The sequence below is a fragment of the Embleya sp. NPDC059213 genome (assembly GCF_042754445.1).
Lineage (GTDB): Bacteria > Actinomycetota > Actinomycetes > Streptomycetales > Streptomycetaceae > Embleya.
This window is the reverse complement of sequence record NZ_JBHZAV010000214.1, coordinates 1-15,333: the sequence shown is the minus strand read 5'-3', so window position 1 is coordinate 15,333 and position 15,333 is coordinate 1. Positions and strand designations below refer to the sequence as shown.

The 15,333-nt window shown below is 73.2% G+C and carries 14 protein-coding genes; 7 read left to right on the top strand and 7 right to left on the bottom strand.

What is annotated here, in order from left to right:
- Nucleotides 1–70: 70 nt before the first annotated feature.
- The 6 genes from ACFXMF_RS41500 to ACFXMF_RS41475 are packed head-to-tail and all read right to left on the bottom strand — an operon-like array spanning nucleotide 71 to nucleotide 6,173.
- Nucleotides 71–1,561 carry a purine-cytosine permease family protein gene (locus tag ACFXMF_RS41500; RefSeq protein WP_379992711.1) on the bottom strand — a complete coding sequence of 497 codons (1,491 nt, stop codon included), beginning with the start codon at nucleotides 1,559–1,561 and terminating at the stop codon, nucleotides 71–73.
- Between the two features lie 26 nt (nucleotides 1,562–1,587).
- The gene (locus ACFXMF_RS41495) at nucleotides 1,588–2,841 is read right to left on the bottom strand and encodes a M20 family metallopeptidase (RefSeq protein ID WP_379992712.1); all 1,254 of its coding nucleotides are present in this window, start codon (nucleotides 2,839–2,841) and stop codon (nucleotides 1,588–1,590) included.
- Nucleotides 2,838–3,752: a DUF1028 domain-containing protein gene (locus ACFXMF_RS41490; protein WP_380017806.1), complete on the bottom strand. Its 915-nt coding sequence runs from the start codon at nucleotides 3,750–3,752 to the stop codon at nucleotides 2,838–2,840. The genes ACFXMF_RS41495 and ACFXMF_RS41490 overlap by 4 nt, the downstream gene beginning before the upstream one ends.
- Nucleotides 3,749–4,801 (bottom strand): LLM class flavin-dependent oxidoreductase, encoded by a 1,053-nt coding sequence (locus ACFXMF_RS41485; protein ID WP_380021095.1) that lies wholly within the window; start codon nucleotides 4,799–4,801, stop codon nucleotides 3,749–3,751. Before ACFXMF_RS41485 ends, ACFXMF_RS41490 begins: the two co-directional genes overlap by 4 nt.
- 2 nt (nucleotides 4,802–4,803) lie before the next feature.
- Entirely contained in the window at nucleotides 4,804–5,352 is a 549-nt protein-coding gene (locus ACFXMF_RS41480; protein ID WP_360311500.1) for a nuclear transport factor 2 family protein, read from the bottom strand.
- Nucleotides 5,349–6,173: an alpha/beta hydrolase gene (locus ACFXMF_RS41475; RefSeq protein WP_360311498.1), complete on the bottom strand. Its 825-nt coding sequence runs from the start codon at nucleotides 6,171–6,173 to the stop codon at nucleotides 5,349–5,351. Before ACFXMF_RS41475 ends, ACFXMF_RS41480 begins: the two co-directional genes overlap by 4 nt.
- A 103-nt stretch (nucleotides 6,174–6,276) precedes the next feature.
- Between ACFXMF_RS41475 and ACFXMF_RS41470 the strand changes: the two genes are divergently transcribed.
- On the top strand, nucleotides 6,277–7,182 hold the full coding sequence (locus ACFXMF_RS41470) for a MerR family transcriptional regulator (protein WP_360311496.1): 906 nt from the start codon (nucleotides 6,277–6,279) through the stop codon (nucleotides 7,180–7,182).
- 11 nt (nucleotides 7,183–7,193) lie between these two features.
- Here the strand turns inward: ACFXMF_RS41470 and ACFXMF_RS41465 are convergent, their stop codons facing one another.
- Nucleotides 7,194–8,879, bottom strand: a complete 1,686-nt coding sequence (locus ACFXMF_RS41465) for a PucR family transcriptional regulator (RefSeq protein ID WP_360311494.1) — start codon at nucleotides 8,877–8,879, stop codon at nucleotides 7,194–7,196.
- Nucleotides 8,880–9,140: 261 nt separating this feature from the next.
- Here ACFXMF_RS41465 and ACFXMF_RS41460 point away from each other — a divergent pair, with 261 nt between their 5' ends.
- From ACFXMF_RS41460 to ACFXMF_RS41435, 6 genes are all read left to right on the top strand, one after another.
- Complete coding sequence (locus tag ACFXMF_RS41460) at nucleotides 9,141–10,814, top strand: thiamine pyrophosphate-binding protein (RefSeq protein ID WP_360311492.1); 1,674 nt, start codon at nucleotides 9,141–9,143, stop codon at nucleotides 10,812–10,814.
- 71 nt (nucleotides 10,815–10,885) lie between these two features.
- Nucleotides 10,886–12,313 carry an APC family permease gene (locus tag ACFXMF_RS41455; RefSeq protein WP_360311490.1) on the top strand — a complete coding sequence of 476 codons (1,428 nt, stop codon included), beginning with the start codon at nucleotides 10,886–10,888 and terminating at the stop codon, nucleotides 12,311–12,313.
- Complete coding sequence (locus ACFXMF_RS41450; RefSeq protein ID WP_379992338.1) at nucleotides 12,310–13,212, top strand: NAD-dependent epimerase/dehydratase family protein; 903 nt, start codon at nucleotides 12,310–12,312, stop codon at nucleotides 13,210–13,212. Before ACFXMF_RS41455 ends, ACFXMF_RS41450 begins: the two co-directional genes overlap by 4 nt.
- On the top strand, nucleotides 13,209–13,985 hold the full coding sequence (locus ACFXMF_RS41445) for a creatininase (RefSeq protein WP_360311486.1): 777 nt from the start codon (nucleotides 13,209–13,211) through the stop codon (nucleotides 13,983–13,985). Before ACFXMF_RS41450 ends, ACFXMF_RS41445 begins: the two co-directional genes overlap by 4 nt.
- Complete coding sequence (locus ACFXMF_RS41440) at nucleotides 13,982–14,704, top strand: SDR family NAD(P)-dependent oxidoreductase (RefSeq protein ID WP_379992339.1); 723 nt, start codon at nucleotides 13,982–13,984, stop codon at nucleotides 14,702–14,704. Before ACFXMF_RS41445 ends, ACFXMF_RS41440 begins: the two co-directional genes overlap by 4 nt.
- A complete protein-coding gene (locus tag ACFXMF_RS41435; RefSeq protein ID WP_360311482.1) occupies nucleotides 14,704–15,291 on the top strand; it encodes an SDR family oxidoreductase in 588 nt (195 codons plus the stop codon). Before ACFXMF_RS41440 ends, ACFXMF_RS41435 begins: the two co-directional genes overlap by 1 nt.
- Nucleotides 15,292–15,333 lie beyond the last annotated feature (42 nt).

Sequence of the window (15,333 nt, the reverse complement as noted above, 5' to 3'; positions counted from 1 at the left end):
GGGCGGGGGTGGTTGCGGGCGGATGCGCCGCTCACCACCGACCGCCCGCACCGCGGCGATCGGGGCGAGACTAGCCGCCGGCGCGGGAGCGGGCCACCGCGTCGGTGCCGTCCAGGAGCAACTTGCTGCGTTCGACGGCCTGTTGCTCGGCGGTGAGGTCGAGTCCCCGGGTGGTCAGCCAGTAGGCCGCGCCGGAGACCACGAGCCCGACGACGAAGGCGATGTCGGCGCCGTCTAGGGTGTCGACCATCGGCCCGGTGTAGAAGCCGGTGACCATGAACGGCACCAGGGCCGCGACGCCCAGCGCGTAGGAGAGCAGGCCGCGCCATCCCCAGCGCCCGTAGATGCTGTTCGGGCTGAAGATCTCGGTGATGGCGTAGTGGCCCCGGCGGACGAAGTAGTAGTCGATCAGATTGACCGCCGTCCACGGCGCCAGCACGTAGAGGATCAGCGTGATGAAGTCGTTGAAGCTGCCCAGGTATCTCGACGGCAGGCCCTCGGCCACGGCCAGGGCGACCGCCGCGCCGGCCACGATGCCGGTGACGCGGGTGCGTAGGGTCAGGGTGATCGGACGGAACGCCTGGACGATGCTCAGGCCGGAGAGCATCGCGCCGTAGAGGTTGACGCCCATCACCGCGATCGCGCTCGGGACCAGGACGGCGACCACGGCGGTCTTGCCGAAGCCGTCGAACAGGGTGTCGCCGATGTCCTGGAGGTTGACCAGCGCGTCGGGCACCGGTACCGAACCGGCGATGAAGTTGCCGAGCACCATCAGCCAGATCGCCGACAGCGCGGCCCCGGCATACGTCCAACCGATGACGCCGCGTTCGGAGGTGTCCGCGGGCAGATATCTGGAGTAGTCCGAGACGTACACCGCGTAGCCGAGCTGGTAGCCGGCCGCCGCGACGAACTGGGCCAGTGCCGCCGCGGGGGTGAAGGCGGCGGAGTGCTCGACCGGGTGCGGCTCCAGGTGGATCAGCGCCAGCACGGTGAGGATCGCGAACATCGGCACGACCAGGTACGGCAGCAGGCGCAGGACGGTGTGCAGCAGGTCGTAGCCGACGATCGCCACGCCGGTCGCGAGCAGCACGATCACCACGGCCCACACCGTCGAGGAGCCGGGCAGTACCGATTCGAGCACCTGGGAGGCCAGGAGCACGCCGAACGCGCTGAAGCCGATGTAGACGCAGATCACCGCGAGCATCGGGACGAGTGCGCCGCGGGTGCCGAACTGGGCGCGGGACTGGATCATCTGCGGCAGGCCCATGGTGGGCCCCTGATTCGCGTGGAAGGCCATGAAGCAGGTGCCGAACAGGATGCCCAGCACGGTGGCCACGATCGACCAGCCGATCGACAGGCCCAGCACCGGGCCCGCGAAGCCGACGACCATCGTGGTGGGGACGAACTGTCCGGTGAACCAGAACGGCGCCTGATGCCAGGCGCGGCCGTGCCGCTCGGACTGGGGGACGTAGTCGATGGAGCGGGTTTCCAGCACCGGACCGCGGGCGTTCTCGGCCCCTGTTGCCTGCCTGCCGGTCACCGCACCTGCGTGGTCAACCATGTGCCCTCCTTCATCTGGGGCAGAATCTACATTTTTTCGGTCGTTTGTCTGCTCTGGTGCCGGTCGGCGGCGGCCTGATCCGCCGCGAAGTCGGCGAATCCCGCCATGGCGCGGGCCAGGGTGCGTGCGGCCGTGGTGAGGTCGTCGAGGGCCACCCACTCGTCGGCGCCGTGCGCCTGACGGATCGAGCCCGGCCCGTAGACGACGGTGGGAATGCGCAGGTCGTTGCGCAGGAAGCGGGCGTCGGAGCCGAGATACAGGCCGACGAAGCCCTCGTTCGGCCCGGCGTCGGGCCGACAGGCGTCGACGAAGTCCGGGAAGGGGTGCGGGAGCGGCAGTTCGGAGCCCTCGCAGAAGAAGGTGGGGATCACCCGGTAGTCGACGTCCGGGCAGGCCGCGTCGATCATCCGCACGATCGAGGCGTGCACGTCCTCGGCGCTCTCCCCGGGCAGCGTGCGCCGGTCGATGGTCAACGCGCAGCCCGGCGCGATCACGTTGGCGGCGACCCCGCCGCGCACCATCGCCACGTTGCAGGTCGGGCTGCCCAGCAGCGGGTGCGGGCGGGGGTGGAAGGGGGCCAGATGCAGCGCGGTGGTGATCCGCGCCGCGTCCGCGACGGCGGAGCGTCCGCGAGCCGGGTCGCCGCCGTGCCCCGCCGTGCCGGACACCTCGATCCGGGCCTGCCAGGAGCCGCGCTCGGCCACCGCGACCCGCAGCTCGGTGGGCTCGGGGACGATGCACGCGTCGGCCCGGACCAGGCCGGCGGCCACCAGTTCGGCCGTACCGTGAGTGCCGCCGGTCTCCTCGTCGGCGACGAGGTGGAAGACGATGTCGGCGCCGAGCTCGACGCCGGAGTCGAGACAGGCGCGCAGTCCCTCGATCGCCGCGGCGATGCCGCCCTTCATGTCCGCCGCGCCGCGCCCGATCAGGCGTCCGTCGCGCACGACCCCGTCGAACGGGGGCACCGTCCAGTCCGCCTCGGCGACCGGTACGACGTCCACATGGCCGTTGATCAGCAGGGTCGGCCGGCCCGGCGCGCCGCCGCCGTGGGTGGCGAGCACCGAGGGCCGCCCGGACCGCGAGGTGAACACGTGTGTGTCGCAACCCAGCGCGTCGAGCAGGTCCGACAGCGCCGGTACGGCCGCCGACTCGCGGCCGGGCGGGTTCCGGGTGTCGATGCGCACCAGGGCGGCGGCGGTCTCGCGCACCCGGTCGGCTCGGACGAAGTCCTCGACCGGCGGGCGCGACCCGTTCGCGTTGCCGGCTCGGGCCGGCCTCACGGTCGCACCTCGACCTTCGGCAGGATCCCGACCCGGGCCAGGCCGCGGGCGAATTCGCCCAGTTGCGGCCGGTCGGCGACCAGCTCGGCCAGCAGCGCGCGGCCCGCGTCGGCCTCGCCGCAGCGCAGCAGGATCACTGCCCGCCACAGGTCCGCCTCGGCATTGCCGCCGAGGCCGGCCCCGGCCGCCGTGAGCGCCCGGACCGTCTCGTGGGCCTGGGCGGCGGTGATGCCCGCCGCGTCGCCGATCACCAGGGGCGGGGCGAACAACGCGGCCCCGATCGTGCGGAAGCCCTCGTGCACGGGCAACAGGCGGCGCAACTCGCGTACCGGATCGGCATGGTCGTCGACCCGGATGTCGGCGAGCACGTGTCGCCAGGGCCGCTCGCTGCGCACGCCGTCGACCACCTTGACCACCGCCGACTGCGATCCCCGGGCGTCGCCGCCGGCCCGCTCGCCGGCCTCCAGGGCGGCCACCAGTCGATCCGCGTGTGCCGACGCCGACGCCGCGTCGCGGTGTGCGGCGACCATGGCCCGGCACACGTCGTCCGAGGCCAGCATGTTGCCCACCGCGGCCACGCCCTCGCCCCGGGCGACGCCGGTGTGCGGTGCGCAACCGCCGCCGGTGAAGCACGCGTACGCGCCGGTGGCGTCCATCACGATCGCCTGGCGGTAGTCGGCCAGCGGATCGCCCGCGACCAGCGTCCGCAACACGTCGTCGGGCGTGGCGCCGGCCCGGAGCAGGGCCAGCCCCTCGTGCGGCCAGTCGGTGTTGGCGAACGCCTGGCTGACGACCACACCGACGCCGGCCTCGGCATCGCCGACGACGGAGCCGACGGCGAAGAAGTGCGACTGGGAGGCGAACCCGAGGGAGCCGTCGTGCGGATGGAAACCCACTATCGAATAGGTCATCGCGATCTCCGATCTGTGATGTGTGCCGGGCCGGCAGGGCGTCGCGGGGCCGCCCCGGCGGACCGGGCCCGGATCAGCGGGAGCAGGTCGCGGGAGAGGCGGTCGACCTGCGCCGTGCCGTCCTCGCCGGGGAGCAGGCACAGCGCGACGCAGTCCGCCCCGGCCTCGGCCAGTGCGCCGATCCGCTTCGCGCAGTCCGCGGGTGTGCCGACCACCGCCAACTCGTCGAGCCACGCGTTCGGAATGGCGCGTACGGCGTCGTCGAAGTCGAGCGCGGCCAGTGCCTCGGCCTCGTCCGCGATGCCGTGCGCCTCGGTCATCGGATTGCGCGGCCCGGCCAACAGGTAGAGCCCGAACAACTCGCGCAACCGTTCGCGGGCGATCGTGGCGTCGTCGTCCATCGAGCAGAGTACGTACGCCACCAGGTCGTGCTCCGGACCGCCGCCGCCGGCGGCGACGGTGCGGGCCGCCCACTCGACGTAGCGCGTCCCGGCGAGGACGGAGAGCACCGTGCCGTCCGCGGCGGCGCCCGACATGGCCAGCGCCTTGGGACCGCCCACGCCCGCCAGGATCGGCGGCACGACGGTGGGCGGATGGGCCAGTTGCACCTCGCGGGCCCGATACGAGGACGCCTCGACGGTCAGGGTGTCGCCCGCGAGCAGCGTGCGCAGCGCGGCGATGACGTCCCGGACCGAGGACAGCGGGGTCTTCGAGCGAATCCCCATCTGGTCGAGCCAGTCGGGGACACCCGCGCCCACGCCCGCCCTGAGCCGACCCGGGTACAGGCCGGCCAGGGTCGCCAACTCCATGGCCAGGAGCGCGGGATGGCGCGAGGTGGTGGGCACGATGCCGATGCCGACCGGGAGCCGGGTGGCGGCCAGCACGGCGCCGGCCGCGGCGATGGCGCCGGTGTAGAAGTAGTCTTCGCCGACCCACAGTTCGTCGAAGCCGCCGCGCTCGGCGGCCTCGGCCGCCGCGACGATCTCGGCCGGGTGTTGGGAACTGCCCAGGACCAGGGAGATGCGTGGGGAACCCGGAGTGACGGTCATGGTCAGACGCCCTTCGGGAGCGGGTTCCACGGCACCTTGCCCAGGCCGCGGCTGTTGGTGGAGTCGGCGAATCCGGGCCGGGTCTCGTCCGGGTCGGGCAGCGCGGTGATGTGGGTGTGCCACATGCGCCACTCGGGCGCGCCCGTTCCGTTGTCGCGGTGGTAGATCTCGGTGGCCCGGCCGATGGTGGCGTCGACCGAGTCCGCGGTCCACTCGCCGCCGTCGAGCATCTCCGCGTCGATGGTGAACTCGCAGGCCAGCCAGGCGGTGTCGCCGCGGACCTCCAGGCGCATGATCTCGGTCCGCAGGCCGCCCGGCTGGGCGATGATCTCGCGGTACCACTTCCACAACGCGACCTTCTCGGTCATGTCGAAGTAGGGGTGGCCGTTGAAGTTGAACATCAGATATTCGTCGCCCGGGGACGGGAACACCTCGACCATGCGGTCGATGTCCCAGCCGATGTTCGACTCCCACCACTGCTTGTGCAGCCTGAGGATCTCGGCGATGTCCGCCTTCGGCGCGGTGCGCTCGGCGAACGGGGTTTCGGTCATGATCGGCTTCCTGTTCCGGTGATGGGGTCTCGATCGTGGGCGCGGTGTTCCCGGGTGCCGTCGATCAGCGAGGCGAGGTAGGCCGCGACCCGGTTGGGGGCGGTGTACATCGGCAGGTGTCCGTGCTCGACGATGACCGCGAGCCGGCCGCCGGTGAGTTCGGCGAAGGCCCGGGAGTCCTCGACGGGACAGCCGAGGTCGCGGTCCCCGACGATGGCCAGCGTCGGGCAGCGCAGTCCCGGCGCGGCGTCCAGTCCGGCGGCCGCCGCGGCCGCCGTCCAGACGCGCGCCGCCTCCGCGTCGGAATCGACGCCGATGTCGGCGGCGACCTCGGCCACCAGGACCTCGTCCAGGCCGGGTTCGCTCGCCAGGATGTCCAACACGGCGTTGCGCGCACCCCTGGCGGCGACGGCCGCGAGGAATTCCCGCGAGGCGGCCGGCTCGGCCGGGCGGAAGGCCCCGCCGACCGTGGCGACGCTCGCCACCCGGTCCGGGTACGCGGCGGCCAGTTCCACCGCCACGGCCGCGCCGACCGAGGCGCCCACCACGTGCACGCCGCCGACCTCGCGGGCGTCCAGCAGTTCGACGCACTCGCGCACCCAGCCGGCCAGGTCGTACTCGGCGCGGCGGCCCGAACACCCGTGTCCGGACAGGTCGACGGCCAGACACGTCCACTCGGCCGGCACCGCAGCCAGGACCGCCCGCCAGCAGCGGGCCTGCAGGTTGGCCGGGTGTACGAAGAGCACCGTCGGGGATCCGGGAGTGCTGCCGGGTCTGAGCAACGCCGACCCCGAGCCGGTACCGAAGGCGATCCGTTGCACGGACGACATTTTGGGCTTCCCCTCTCCGCTTGGGGCGCCATAGTTACAGTAACGATGTAAGTTTGTCGAGAGTCGGGACGACGTCCGGCCTAGACTCCCGAGCATGAATTGGCGAAGCATCGGCGATGTCGCCGCCGAGGTCGGGGTCAGCCCTCAGACGCTCCGGGCGTGGGAGAAACAAGAGCTGCTCGTGCCGGACCGCACGGCCGGCGGCCAGCGCCGTTACGGTCCCGAACACGTGAGCCGGGCCCGGCGGATCGCCGATCTGCGGCAGCGGCACGGCTGGAATCCGGCCGCCATCCGCACCTCGTTGAGCGGTCCCGACGACGTCCCGGCGCCGGAGGAGCCCGCCGACGGCGGTCGGCTGCGCCGCGCCAGATTGGCCAGTGGCCTGTCCCTCAAGGAACTCGCGGCGCTGACGGACACCTCGGTGTCGCACCTGTCCTCGATCGAACGCAGCGTCGAGCGCGCCTCGACCCAGTTGATCGCGCGCATCACCGACGCGCTCGGGGTTCCGATGAGCAGTCTGGCGTCGTTCACCCGGACCGACGCGAGCGTGGTGCGCGCCGACGAGCGTGCGACCGTGGTCCTCGAAGGCGGCGTGCGGTGGGAGGAACTCCTGCGCCCCGGCCACGACCTCGAACCGGCCCTGCTGTCCATCCCACCGCACGGCTCCAGCGGTGGTCCCTACTCGCGTCCGGGCGAGACCTTCGCCTTCCTGATGTCCGGCACGCTGCGCTTTCGGGTGGGCGGCGGGCTCGGCGACCACGCGCGGGTCGCCGAACCGATAGACGTCGCCGAGGGCGACTCGGTCTCCTTCCCGTCCCGGACGCTGATCTCCTGGGAGAACATCGGCCGCAAGACCGCCCGCGCGATCTGGATCGAGGTGTTGTCGCCCAACGCCTGGTCGGACCCGATGACCCGGCGCATCATCCGGGCAGCGTCGGGATTCACCGCGCCGGACCCCGACCCCGCCGCCGAGCCGGCCGGGGGAGCCGGCCCCGGCTGATCCGGGCCGACCTACCCCGGTTCGACGTCCGGTGGCGGCGGCGTCGCCGACGGGCCCGGCGACTCGCCGGCCGGTCGTTCGCCCGGCAACCAGCGCAACGCGAACCACAGTTCCATCCGCACGTCCGGGTCGTGCAGGTCCAGGTCGAGCAACTCGGCGATCCGGCCGATGCGCTGGCGGACGGTGTTGCGGTGCAGGTCGAGCGCGGTCGCGGTGCGATCCCAACTGCCGTGGTGGGCGAGCCAGCTACGCAGGGTCTCCAACAGCACGTGGTATCCGGGCGAGGGCGCGCCGGCCAGGGCCGCGAACCGGGCGCGGGCCAGCGCGGTCGCGTCGGCGGCGGGCACCAGCGAGTGCACGCTCAGGTCCTGGTCCCGGTGCCGCCCGGCGGGCACCCCCGCCGCGAGGGCGTGCCGCAGCGCGCGTTCGGCCTGATTGGCCGCCACCGCCAGGTCGGCCGTCGCGGACGGGGCGCTGAAACCGAGCGTCCAGCCGAGCCGGTGCGCCGCCGCCGGATCCGCCGCGGGCGCCCCGGGCGTGGTGGGCACCAGGGCGTACACGTCCCGGCCGCGCAGATCCAGATACGGCGTGCCCAACGCGGTTCCCAACGCGGCCAGTTGCACCGGATCCCGGCCCGCCCCCGCGCCCGCCGCCGGACCCGACCGAGGTCGGCCCAGCCGACCGCGCACCACCACCCAGCCGGCGCCCGGCGCGGCCGGCAGCAACAGCGCGGCCACTTCCTGCGGCGACTCGCCGAGCATCAGCCGCACCAGCGCGGCCGAACTGTCGCTGTCGCCGCCGAGCGCATGGCGAGGACTGGTCAGCAGCGACAACAACACCGCCGCCACCGCGGTCACCGAGTGCTGGACCGCGGTCGGCGCGGTGGCCGCGACGACCCCGATCGCGGGCGGCGCCGCGCCGCCCTCGGCACCGGGCAGCGCGTGCACGGTCAGATGCAGCCCGTCGTGGTGGTCCGCGGCCGTGGTCGGCGCGAGCCGCCCGCGCCCGGACCCGCCGGCGCGCGACTGCGCGATCGTGCGCACCATCAGCGCGCGCAGCCGCTCCGGCGCGGCCGGCCCCGGCCGCGCCCCCGCGGCCACCAGCTCGTTGCCGGCCGGATCCAGCAGCACGGTCCACGCGTCCAACTGCACCGCGAGCCGATTGAGCACCGACCGCAGCGCGTCGGCCCGCACCGCCGCGGTGACCAGCGCGCCCTGGGCCCGACTGATCCGGCGCAGGTCCCGATACCGCGACTCGGTCATCGCGGCGTGCGCGGCCCGACTGACCGCCACGAACGGCGTGCCGTCGGGCACCCGCAACAACGGCAGCCCGTGCCGATCGCAGGACTCGACCAACGCGGCGGGCACCTCGTCGTAGACCGGCACCAGACCGAAGCCCAGGGCACTGGCGCCCGCCCGGGCGATCCGCCCGGCGTACGCGTCGATGCCCTCGGCGGTCTTGGGCAGGGGCACCCCGGCGGTGAGCAGGAGTTCGCCGCCGATCAGATACGGCGTCGGATCCTCCAACTCGGTCACCCCGGTCGTGGACACCGGCCGATCCTCGCGCGGACCGGCGATCTGGCGCAGCCCGAGCGTCGGATCGGCGAGCAACACGCTCAGCGGGACGCTCGGCACATCGGGACCGGCCGCGAGGTCCGGGACGTCGGGGGCGGCGGAAGAGGAGTCGACCGACGGCATGGCAACACCTCCTGGCCGGACGATTCATCTATTTTGAATCATGATAATGGACAAAAGAGCCACTTCACCGGTGTCCGCACCCGGACGTAGGTTCATACCCATACGGCGAACGGCCGACGTGCCGACCCCGGCCCGACGACCATCGCCCACCGCGCCGCCTCGGCCCGCGGCCCCGGCCCCGAGCCGCACCCGCGCCGCACCCATCCTTCGCACCTTCCCGCTCCGCAGGCGATTCCTGCCGTCCTCGCGAGGTCCTCCGCCATGAGTTCCACCACCGCCCGCGGCCCCCTCGACCCCGCCCACGTCCCACGCAACGGCGGCGACCTGGTCGTCGAATCCCTGGTCAACCTGGGCGCGGACCGCGTCTTCGGGGTGCCCGGCCAGCACGCGCTCGGACTGTTCGACGCGCTGCGCCGCTCCGCGCTGGAATACGTCGGATTGCGCGTGGAGAACAACGCGGGCTTCGCCGCGGACGGCTACGCCCGCGCCGCCGGCACCGTGGCCCCGCTGCTGTTGTCCACCGGCCCCGGCGCGCTGACCGCGCTGCCCGCCCTGCAGGAATCGGCTGCCGCCTCGGTGCCGGTCCTGGCCGTCTCCAGCCAGATCCCCTCGGCCGGCCTGGGCCGAAGGCGGCGCGGCTACCTGCACGAACTCCTCGATCAGCAGGCGAGCTTTCGCGACGTGGTCAAGTCCGTGCACCTGGTGGGCGCGGCCTCGCAGATCCCCTCGGCACTGGCCGCGGCCTGGGAGTCCGCGCTGACCCCGCCGTACGGTCCGGTGTGGGTGGAGATCCCACAGGACGTGCTGCTCGCCCCGACCGAGGTGCCCCGGGTGACCGGGCTGCGGGTGCGCCCGAGGGTGCCGTGCGCCCGACCCGAACTGCTCGCCGAGGCGGCGGCGATGCTGGTCGCCGCCGAACGGCCGGTGATCCTGGCCGGCGGCGGCGTGCTCCGGGCCGGCGCGAGCGCGGAACTGTTGCGCCTGGCCCGGCTCCTGGACGCGCCGGTGGCCTGCACGTTCGGCGCCAAGGGCGCCTTCCCGTGGGAGCACCCGCTCTCCCTCCAGTCCTGGTTGGAGGACCGGCACACCACCGAACTCCTGGACGACGCCGACGTGTTGCTCGTGGTCGGCTCCGGACTGGGCGAACTGTCCAGCAACTACCACACGCTCGCCCCACGCGGCCGGATCATCCAGATCGAGGCCGACCCGGGCAAGTTGGAGGCGGCCCACCCCGCCTTCGGCATCCACGCCGACGCCCGGAGCGCGCTGGCGGTGCTCGGCGACTCGGTGTCGCCCCGCTCGCCCGGACCGGGCGCCAAGATCGCCCGCGCCCTGCGCGACCGGGTCGCCGCGCGGATCGCGGAACAGGGCCTGGACCTGGAACAGGGCGTACTCGCGGCGGCGCGGGCCGCGCTTCCCGACGACGCGCCGGCCTTCTTCGACATGACCATCCTGGGCTACTGGGCCTGGTCGGCCTGGGACGCCCGGCGCCCCGGCACGATGCACTCGGCCCAGGGCGCGGGCGGGCTCGGCTACGCCTATCCGGCCGCGCTGGGCGCCGCCGCGGCCGATCCCACCCGCCCGGTGCTGGCGGTCTCCGGCGACGGCGGCGCGATGTACTCGATCGCGGAACTGGCCACCGCCCGCCAGGAGAACCTGAACGTGACGTGGCTGATCGTCGACGACGGCGGCTACGGAATCCTGCGCGAGTACATGACGGACACCTTCGGCGCGGCGACCGGGACCGAACTGGCCCGTCCCGACTTCGTCCGGCTCGCCGAAGCCTTCGGTGTCCCGGCCACCCTCAGCAGCCCCGGCCGACTGGGCCGCGACCTGGCCCGGGCACTGGCCGCACCCGGCCCCCGGGTGGTCGTACTCCCGGCCCTGCTTCGGATGTTCGCCCCCACCCACACCCGAGGGAGCGAGGGCCGATGAGCACGCACCCCGGCATCGGCACCGACCCCACGCACCCGAGACCAGGCCCCGGCCAGGCGAGGAGCACCACCATGAGAACCGAAGAACAACTCCCGGCGGGGGAGCCGGCCGCCCCCGGCCTGAAGGCGAACGCCATCGGCCTGCCCGGCGCCATCATGCAGTCGGTGACCACGATGTCGCCGGCCATCACGGTGGCCTTCACCGTGCCCTTTCTGGCCGGCACCGCCGGCACCGCGAGCCCGCTGGTGGTGCTGCTCGCCGCCGTGGTGTCCTACCTGCTCGGCTACACGCTGGCCCAACTGGCCCGGCACATAACCTCCGCGGGGACGTACCACAGTTTCGTCAGTCGACTGCTGGGCCCGCGTTGGGGATTCCTCGCCGCGTGGGCGTACCTGCTGTTCTATCCGGTCGCCACCGCGATGTTGTGCGGGCTGTTCGGCTCCACCCTGCACCGGGTGCTGCTGAGCGAATACGGCTGGGACGTGCCGTGGTGGGCGCCGATGATGCTGCTCCTGGTGGCCATCGCGGCCCTGGCCTACAAGGGCGTCGAACTGGCCGTGGGCGTGACCGTGGCACTGGGCGTGTTCGAGATCGTGGTGATGGTCGCGCTCTCCGTGTGGGGTCTGTGCCAACCCGGCGACGGCGGTACCAGCCTGTCCTGGCTCACCGGCAGCGGGGCACCCACCGGCAACGGCTTCTTCCTCGGCTTCGTGTTCAGCATCTACACCTACACCGGCTGGGACGCGGCGGCCTCGCTGGGCGAGGAGACCTCCGACCCGCGCCGCAACATCCCCAGGGCGGTGCTGGGTTCGATCGTCATCCTGGGCGTGTTCGTGGTGCTGACCACCTGGGGGCAACTGGCCGGCTGGGGCACGCGCGACATCCAGGGGCTGGTGGACTCCGAGCAGATCCCGGTGTTCGTGCTCGCCCACAAGTACTGGGGCGCGCTGTGGTTCCTGGCCCTGCTGGCCCTGCTCAACTCGATCATCGGCGGCGCCATCGCCTGCATGAACGCCTCGGCCCGGTTCATGTACGGGATGGCCCGATCCGGCGCGCTGCCCGGGCCGCTCGCCCGGCTGAGTCGGCATCAGACGCCGGCCGCGGCGATCGGGGCGCAGACGGTGATCAACGTCGTGGTCGGACTGGCGATGATCGCCACGGTCGGTCTGTACAACGTCTACGCGTTCACCGGGCTGATGTTCACCTTCGCGCTCGCCGTGGTGTACGTGATGGGCAGCGTCGCGGTGTGGCGGATGTATCGCACGATGGCCCGGCACGAGTTCCACCCGGTCAAGCACGCCGTGGTGCCGTTCCTGGGCAGCGCCGCGCTGATCCTGGTGGCCTACGAGTCGCTCGACCCGCTGCCGGAGAGCCCGTTCGTGTGGGCGCTGCCGGTGGTGGTCGTGTGGATGGTCGCCGGCGTGTTCCTGCTGCTGGTGCGCCGGCGCGGGCTCGACGACGAGTCGCCGGCGTCCGTGAACGGGGTGGTGTCCCAATGAACGCCAAGGGCCTGCGGGTCGTGGTCACCGGCGGTTCCGGTCGGGTCGGCCGGTACGTCCTGGCCGAACTCGCCGACGCGCACGACGTGCTCAATGCCGACCTCACCCCGCTCGCGGGCGGCCCGGACGTCGGGTACCGCCGCGTCGACATCCTCGATCCGGCCACCCTGGCCCCGGCGTTCGCGGGCGCGGACGTGGTGGTCCACCTCGCCGGGATCGACTACGACCTGGTCGACGACGCCGGCACCTGTGTGCGGGTGAACACCGTGGGCTGCTGGAACGTGTTGCAGGCCGCCCGCGAACAGTGCGTCGCCCGGGTGGTGGTGTGCTCCAGCATCGCCGCCACCGGGCTGCACGAACTGCACGCCGACCGGCCGCCGACCCGGCTGCCGATCGACGACGACGAGCCGATCCGGCCGGTGGACGCGTACGGCATAAGCAAGGCGCTGGTCGAGGTGATCGCGCGCGGGTTCGCCGATGCGAGCGGACCGGACGTGGTGTGCCTGCGCCCGTGCGCGGTGGTCTTCCCGGAGAACCTGCACACCTTCGTGCACCCGCCGGCGGACGGCCCGCGCACGCTGCACGACTACGTCACCGCCGAGGACCTCGCGCGTGCCTTCCGGGCCGCCGTCGAGACCCCGGCGCCCGGCTTCGGGCCATATCTGGTCGCCGCCGACGACTGCGCGCACCCCGACCCCACGCTCGACTGGTACGCCCGCGACGTGGGCGAGTTGCCCGCCGACGTCGACGCGGAGCGCTTCGCCCGCGATCCGCACGCCGGCGCGGTGCGTACCGACGGCGCGCGTGCGGCGCTGGGCTGGGCGCCGCGCGGGCGCTTCGCCGACCTGATCGCCCGGAACGCCTACACCGTCACCCTCGACCAGCGGAGGACCCCATGACCGACCGGACCCGGCTGCGCGACCTGACCGGACCCGAGATCGCCGAACGGGCGGCGCACGAGGTGTTGTTCCTGCCGCTCGGCTCGATCGAACAACACGGCCCGCACCTGCCGGTGGACACCGACACGCACATCGCGGAGCGATTCGCCGCCGCCACGTGCGCGCGCACCGGCGGGCTGGTCGCACCCGGATTCACCTACGGGTCCCGATCCCGGCCGATCAGCGGCGGCGGTGAACGATTCCCCGGCACGGTCTCGCTCACCGCCGGCACGCACAGCGCGCTCGTCGCCGACCTGGTGGTCAACTACGCCCGGCACGGACACCGGCGGATCGTGCTGGTCAACGGCCACTTCGAGAACACCGCACCGGCCGTCGAGGGGGTCGACCTGGCGCTCGAACGCGGGGCCGAGGCCACGGTGTTGGTGGTGAACTGGTGGGAGGTCGTCGGCGCGGACGCGCTGGATTCGATCTTCGCGGGTGAATTCCCCGGCTGGGAGGCCGAGCACGCCGGTGTCGTCGAGACGTCGCTGATGATGCACCTGGACCCGGCTCGGGTGCGCGCCGACGCGATCAGTCCGCTGACCGTGTCGATCACCCCGCCCCCGTACACGGTGTTGCCGGAGCGGCCGGGCCTGGTCGACCCCTCCGGGGTGTTGCGCACCGCGCACGGCAGCTCGGCCGAGCTGGGCGAGGCGCTGTTCACGAGCACCACGGACGCGCTCGCGGCGGTGGTGGAGGCCGAGTTCGGCCCGCACGCGGGGCGGGGCCGATGAGCACGCCGGGTCGGGAGCGGCAGGGGCCGGCGCCGGTGGCCGTGGTCAGCGGCGCGGCGGCCGGCATCGGACTGGCCTGCGTGCGCGAACTGCGGCGGCAGGGCTGGCTGGTGGCGGGCTGCGACCTCCGGGTCGGCGACGCGGCGGACCTCGACGCGGTGGTCGATGTCGCGGACCCGCTCGCCGTCGCGCGGTTCGTCGACCGGGTCGGCCGCGAACTCGGGCCACCCGTAGGGGTGTTGAGCGCGGCCGGCTATGTCGAGGAGATCCCGCTGGAGGCGATCTCGGGCGCGGCCTTCCGGCGCATGCTCGGGGTCCACCTCGGCGGACTGCACCATCTGACCCGGGCCACCCTCCCGGGAATGGTGCGCGGCGGTGGCGGGGCGATCGTCGCGGTGGCCTCCGAACTGGCCATCGCCGGGGGCGAGGACGCCGCGCACTACGTGACCGCCAAGGGCGCCCTGCTCGGGCTGACCCGGGCACTGGCGGCCGAGCTGGCGCCCGACGGCGTGCGGGTGAACGTGGTGGCCCCCGGTCCCACCGACACCGCGATGTTGGCCGCGGGCACGGTCTGGCGCGACCCGGCCTACCTGGCCACGCTCCCTACCGGGGCGCTGGTGCAACCGGAGGAGATCGCGCTCACCGCGGCCTTCCTGCTGTCCGGCCGCGGTGCGCTCACCGGGCAGGTCGTCTCACCCAACGCGGGAACGGTGATCTGATGCACTCCTCGAACCACGCCGTGCTCGTGGGCCTGCCGGCCGACCTCGACCGGGCCACCGCACAGGTGTTGCGCGCCCGCGGCGCCCGGGTGACCTCGTCGCGGGTCGAACCCGACGGTGTGCTGCGGCCGGCGCCCGACCTCTTCGTGATCGGCTCGACCGCGCCGCGGCCGGCCGCCGCCTTCTCGGACATCGACCCACAGACCTGGTGGGCCGAGGTCGAGGGCCGGTTGTCCGCGCTGTTCGCCCTGGTCCGGGCGGCGGGACGAGAGCTGACCGGCGCGGGCGGGGGACGGATCGTGCTCGTGCTCGACGCGCGCGGTCTGGCCGGTGCGGCCGGGGCCACCGTCGACGCGACGGTGGGCGCGGCGGCGATCGCGCTCACCAAGTCGCTGGCCCGCGAACTGGGGCCGGCCCACATCGCGGTCAACGCCGCCGCCGTCTCGGCCCCACCCGAACCCGGCTTCACCACCCCCACACCCCTCCACATCGCCGAGACCATCGGCTTTCTCGCCAACCCCCATCTGCCCTCCCTGACCGGCCAGATCATCCCCTGCACAGGCGGCACCATCCGCACCCGGCCCTGACCCCCCGTCCTCGAACGCGACACCACCCCGAACGCGCCGGCA

Coding starts and splice junctions, on each gene's coding strand:
- ACFXMF_RS41500 (WP_379992711.1), bottom strand. CDS start 1,561: ATGGTTGACCACGCAGGTGCGGTGACCGGCAGGCAGGCAACAGGGGCC.
- ACFXMF_RS41490 (WP_380017806.1), bottom strand. CDS start 3,752: ATGACCTATTCGATAGTGGGTTTCCATCCGCACGACGGCTCCCTCGGG.
- ACFXMF_RS41485 (WP_380021095.1), bottom strand. CDS start 4,801: ATGACCGTCACTCCGGGTTCCCCACGCATCTCCCTGGTCCTGGGCAGT.
- ACFXMF_RS41480 (WP_360311500.1), bottom strand. CDS start 5,352: ATGACCGAAACCCCGTTCGCCGAGCGCACCGCGCCGAAGGCGGACATC.
- ACFXMF_RS41470 (WP_360311496.1), top strand. CDS start 6,277: ATGAATTGGCGAAGCATCGGCGATGTCGCCGCCGAGGTCGGGGTCAGC.
- ACFXMF_RS41465 (WP_360311494.1), bottom strand. CDS start 8,879: ATGCCGTCGGTCGACTCCTCTTCCGCCGCCCCCGACGTCCCGGACCTC.
- ACFXMF_RS41460 (WP_360311492.1), top strand. CDS start 9,141: ATGAGTTCCACCACCGCCCGCGGCCCCCTCGACCCCGCCCACGTCCCA.
- ACFXMF_RS41455 (WP_360311490.1), top strand. CDS start 10,886: ATGAGAACCGAAGAACAACTCCCGGCGGGGGAGCCGGCCGCCCCCGGC.
- ACFXMF_RS41450 (WP_379992338.1), top strand. CDS start 12,310: ATGAACGCCAAGGGCCTGCGGGTCGTGGTCACCGGCGGTTCCGGTCGG.
- ACFXMF_RS41445 (WP_360311486.1), top strand. CDS start 13,209: ATGACCGACCGGACCCGGCTGCGCGACCTGACCGGACCCGAGATCGCC.
- ACFXMF_RS41440 (WP_379992339.1), top strand. CDS start 13,982: ATGAGCACGCCGGGTCGGGAGCGGCAGGGGCCGGCGCCGGTGGCCGTG.
- ACFXMF_RS41435 (WP_360311482.1), top strand. CDS start 14,704: ATGCACTCCTCGAACCACGCCGTGCTCGTGGGCCTGCCGGCCGACCTC.